The following is a 4,736-nucleotide window of genomic DNA, read 5'->3' as shown; positions in this document are numbered from 1 at the left end:
AACCTAATTGCTTTGTGGAAAGAGTGGGGACTTGACCATATTTTGAGAGAAGCTTGGGAAAGCGGTATTATTCTTTCTGGCTTGAGTGCAGGCTCTATTTGTTGGTTTGAACAGGGAGTGACAGACTCTATTCCTGGTTCAGTGACTGTCTTGCAGTGTCTTGGCTTTCTCAAAGGTAGTAACTGTCCCCATTATAATGGGGAAGCCCAACGAAGACCTTCCTACCATCGACTGTTATCAGCAGGACTTATCAGCGAAGGATATGCTGCTGATGATGGGGTGGGTTTGCATTTCATTGGAGACACTTTAGAGAAAATCGTCAGTTCTCGTCCTCATGCCAAAGCCTATCGGCTGGAAACCATAGATGAGACAGTCAAAGAAACGGTTTTAGAACCTACGTACTTGGGAAATAGTTAAAAACTTTCGGCGGGGAAATCCTAAGTAATTACCACAAGAGCATCTTTGAGATAACCAGCCGCCACACAATCATCAATCACTTGCTGGACAAACAACCAAAGTTCCGGCGCACCTATTTCTACAGGAGCCATCCGTTTCATGACCTGATCGCGTGTAATGTTATGAATAAGCCAAGTACCACCATGATTTTGCTGGTTGTGCAGCAAAGGCTGTATCCGGTCTAAGGCTGCTGCAAACTTGGCGGTTGGTGTTTCCTGTGTTTCAAACTCTTCCCAAAGTGAACGCAACTCGCTTGCTTGATCTGCTGGCAAAAGTCCGAATAGCCGTAACGCTGCTTGTGCTTCCCGTTGTGCCTTACTTTCGTTGCCCTGCACATCGTAGCAGAAGGTGTCACCTGCATCAATTTCCACCAAATCGTGAATCAGCACCATTTTGATCGCATTTAACAGAGCTACCCCTTGCGGAGCATACTCTGCTAATACTATCACCATCATGGCCAAATGCCAAGAGTGTTCCGCACTGTTTTCCCGGCGTGACCCATCATTGAGCAGGGTTTGGCGTAGCACCTGCTTAAGTTGGTCAATTTCGATGATGAATTGTATTTGTTGAGTTAATCGGCTGATTGTCACTTTAAATCACGCTCCCACCCTATAGGTATTACATTTCAAGATACCCGACTTCTTGAAGAAGTCGGGTATCTGAAGCCAAAAAGCTTTCACACACCTAAATTTTTTTTAACTTCCGAACTAAATTATAAATACCTTGGAGAAATGGAACATTAAAAGTTATCAATTGAAGAAATTTCAGTTGAGATTTTTTGGTAAACTTGAAACCGTAAACTTTGACGGGCATATCTAAAAGATTAATAATTTTTTCAAATCTTTGTGCATCTTTCTGTTCTATGGTTCTCTTGAGATAATCTAAGAGTTTTTGTTGGCATATTGGTTTGAGATGTTCATACTCATTTTGAACCGTTTGATAGTATATGATGTAAGCATCCTTACTGCTAGATTTCCAATCAGCAACATCAGAATAAGTAGATGCATTCGATTGATGAATCCGATAGAAGTTCCCGATTATTGGTGTGTGAATAAAAGAAATGCCTTGCATTAAGAGGTCTAGTTCAAATTTACAATCTTCCAGATAACTCAAGTTTGTATCAAATATTGCTTTTTTGGCAATAGTTTTTTTGAAAAGCAAGCCATTACACTGTAAAGCCCAAGGAGTTAACAGCTTATCTATCACGTATTCTTTGGATGAACAATCATATTCATAAAACGCTTCACTGCGATTTTCGGCTTCAAAAACTCGTTCTTGATCGCAATAAAAAACGACACTATCACCGTCATAATTTTTGATGTAATCTAGTTGGAACTTGATTTTGTCAGGGTGAAGCCAGTCATCTGCATCTAAAAGTTGAATCCATTCCCCTCTCGCATGTTCTATACCAAAATTGCGAGCTGAGGAAAGTCCACCATTTTCTTTATATAAATATCTGACCCTTTGGTCTTTGCTCATGAGATACTCACTTAATGCGCGAGTATTATCAGTTGAGCCATCATCCACAATCAGGCATTCAAGGTTGGAAAATGTTTGTTTTAAAACACTTTGAACAGCCTTTTCAAGGTATTCTTCTCGATTATAAGCAGCAATAATAACTGATACTAAAGGAAAATCAGATAAACTTGGAAAACTCAGCAATGAATTTGTCTCAATACTCATGGGACTGATACCATTACTAAAATTTCAATTAAGACTTAGAGGATGTTTCTCAAATTAAAAAAGCTTTCGTAACAGTAGTGTGTCGGTCGTAGTATTCACGAATCGACAATATTATGAGAGTCACACCTCAATGGTACCCTAGAACAGCGACTCAGTTATACAGCAGTTTTTTATTGGGTAGAATACAGGTTGACTTTGGGGCGCACAACAATACTATGGCCCAATACGGTTCAGTTAAGGATAATTGTAGGTTGGGTAGAGCGATCGCTCTACCCAACAAAGCCGTGATAATGTTGGGTTTCGTTCCTCAACCTAATCTAGGCATGCATCAGGTTTTTAGCTCTAACTGAACCGTATTGTACTATGGTCCTATCATGTGGTTTGTAGTTTCTGCAATTGAGAAGCGGTGTAAAAGTCAGTTATACCGAGTTGCGTTCATAGCTACAACTACCCCCCTCTCCAAGGCTTCCCAGAGGGGTGCCCGCAGGGCAGGGTGAGGTTTTTGAACGTAACTTAATATTAGAAGGTGGTATTAATTTTATTGAGCGAATCCGAAGTTTATTATTATATAAAATAAGGTGCGTTACGCTGCGTAACGCACCCTACATTTATTAATATTGTCTAACTCATTCAAAACTTCATGAGTTGGTGATTGATTTCGCAATGATTCCCAATTGCAAACCTGGTGGATAACTACCTTCCTCTTTTATGCGCTTAATCTCTGCTTCGGTTATCCGCAAATTTAACTTTTGTGCTAATTCCCCTACAATATCCCCTCGGTCAATGACACCAGCAACAGCACCAGCGGGAGAAAGCACGGTGATACGGGCTAATTGTTCTTTTTCGAGTTTGTTAATCACCTCTACCAAGGTAGTTGACTCGGTAACAGTGGGAATTTCTGTTAGAGGATGCACAATACTTTGCACCGTTAAAGTTTCCCATTGACTTCTTTGTACAAGACGCAAATCGTCGATGGAAACTATGCCCCGGTAACGTCCATCAGATTCAGCAAAATAAACCCCAGGGGCGGTGGTGTCCAAAAGGTATGAGTCGGCAAAAGAACGCAAAGTCTGATTGGCATCAACTACGCGAAACTCACGTGTCATGGTATCGCCAGCAACTAAATTGAGCAAAGTTTCTTGTAATACCGTGACGCGGTCATAGCTGGTAGCATTACGGATGCCAAACCAACCTAATAGGGCTATCCATAAACCAGTGACGAGCTCGCCAGTAAAATAATCTACTGCCAAACCCAGGGCGATCGCACCATAACCCAAAATTTGCCCTGCTTTTGCTGCTAACCGTACTGCTTTGAAGCGGTTACCTGTTGCTTGCCACAGTGCTGCTTTTAAAACTTGTCCACCATCTAAGGGTAAGCCAGGAATCAAGTTGAAGAGTGCCAAAACTAAGTTGATTCTCGCTAAGTCTGCCACCATCATGCTAGCAGGACTGTTATGCGGCAAAAAATCACCCAGCAGTCTCAAGAATAAAAACAGGGCAACACTCACTGCAGGTCCAGCTATTGCCACCTGAAAGGCTTTTCCTGGGGTTTTGGATTCTTCTTCGATAGAAGCAATCCCACCAAACAGAAACAGCGTAATTGAATTGACTTTTATGCCTTGCGATCGCGCTACTAAGCTGTGACCCAATTCATGCAATAATACTGAACCAAAGAGCAGCAATGCCATCACCACTCCAGCACTCCAAGCTAGAGATGTTCCCCAGGCTTGGTAAGCCACCCCAAAGTTAAGGGTTGCCAGCCCTAAAATCACAAACCATAGAGGGTCTAAAAACAGGGGAATTCCGAATAAAGACCCGATTTTCCAATTTGTTTGCATTACTTTTTCCTATAACTAGATTTTTTCAATCGTCCAGAAATACTTTTCATATGTTCTTTTTTACACATATACAGTTTTGCCATATCAACAAATCCTGGCTGAAATCTGGAAAATCAGCAATTGCTCGTTGATTAGCTCTAATTTCTAGAATAGACAATTCCTGCCAGCGAGCCAAACTCAAATAGGAACGCAGCAATTTAAAAATTAAAAACAGAGGCGGCAGACCTTACCCTTCAGGATGACCCTTGAAGGAGAAGACCTGCCGCCTGTCGTGATTCAAATGTAGTATGGCTGTGAAGTACCTACACTGACCTTCGGTACAGTGTTTCCTTGGTCTCACTCGCCGTTGCCTCCTTGCACAAGTGCAAGGAGGTCTTACACAGCGTCTCTGGTGTTTCCACCTTTACTAGGACAAGCCTAGACCCCGGCAGTCGCCCAGCCTTCCGCAGGCGAATAACTTTTGATTTAGGAACAAGGTTCTCGGGAAACTACGGTATTCGTCTCCAGTTCCAGTGTGGTGTCTAGCCTTTTTGATTCCCCTTTAAGCGGTTCGCCCACCACGGCTACTCCTCTCTCCCGACTAGGGGTTTGGGATACTTCTATAATACCACGGAGATAGGCAATTCCTCAAGCACCCCGCTCACTCGTTAAGCAATGCTTACCATTGTTTTGGGGATGCTTTCGTCATTGCCCCGCCATTCATCTCAACACTGACCTGAGTACAGGTACAGTGTGGGGCTTCTGTCGGTTCAAGCTAAA

The 4,736-nt window shown here is 42.5% G+C and carries 4 protein-coding genes; 1 reads left to right on the top strand and 3 read right to left on the bottom strand.

Translation table 11 applies throughout. The features are described 5' to 3' along the window. The coding region (locus V5G28_RS04845; protein WP_332997712.1) for a Type 1 glutamine amidotransferase-like domain-containing protein at positions 1-417 on the top strand (417 nt) is incomplete at its 5' end. Between the two features lie 20 nt (positions 418-437). On the opposite strand, the gene V5G28_RS04840 is transcribed toward V5G28_RS04845, so the two are convergent. The 3 genes from V5G28_RS04840 to V5G28_RS04830 form a co-directional block, all read right to left on the bottom strand. After that, positions 438-1,046 carry an HD domain-containing protein gene (locus V5G28_RS04840; RefSeq protein ID WP_332997710.1) on the bottom strand — a complete coding sequence of 203 codons (609 nt, stop codon included), beginning with the start codon at positions 1,044-1,046 and terminating at the stop codon, positions 438-440. A gap of 94 nt (positions 1,047-1,140) precedes the next feature. Then, positions 1,141-2,139 (bottom strand): glycosyltransferase family 2 protein, encoded by a 999-nt coding sequence (locus V5G28_RS04835; protein ID WP_332997708.1) that lies wholly within the window; start codon positions 2,137-2,139, stop codon positions 1,141-1,143. 638 nt (positions 2,140-2,777) lie between these two features. Next, positions 2,778-3,977, bottom strand: a complete 1,200-nt coding sequence (locus tag V5G28_RS04830) for a site-2 protease family protein (protein ID WP_332997706.1) — start codon at positions 3,975-3,977, stop codon at positions 2,778-2,780. Positions 3,978-4,736: the final 759 nt, after the last annotated feature.

The sequence above is a fragment of the Scytonema sp. PRP1 genome, assembly GCF_036697665.2.
Taxonomy (GTDB): Bacteria; Cyanobacteriota; Cyanobacteriia; order Cyanobacteriales; family Nostocaceae; genus Kalymmatonema; species Kalymmatonema gypsitolerans.
Note: the sequence above shows the minus strand (reverse complement) of the source record. Positions and strands in the feature narration are given on the sequence as shown.

What these genes read in the sequence shown, in the direction of transcription:
- V5G28_RS04830 (WP_332997706.1), bottom strand. Translation starts at nt 3,977, where the DNA reads ATGCAAACAAATTGGAAAATCGGGTCTTTATTCGGAATTCCCCTGTTT.
- V5G28_RS04835 (WP_332997708.1), bottom strand. Translation starts at nt 2,139, where the DNA reads ATGAGTATTGAGACAAATTCATTGCTGAGTTTTCCAAGTTTATCTGAT.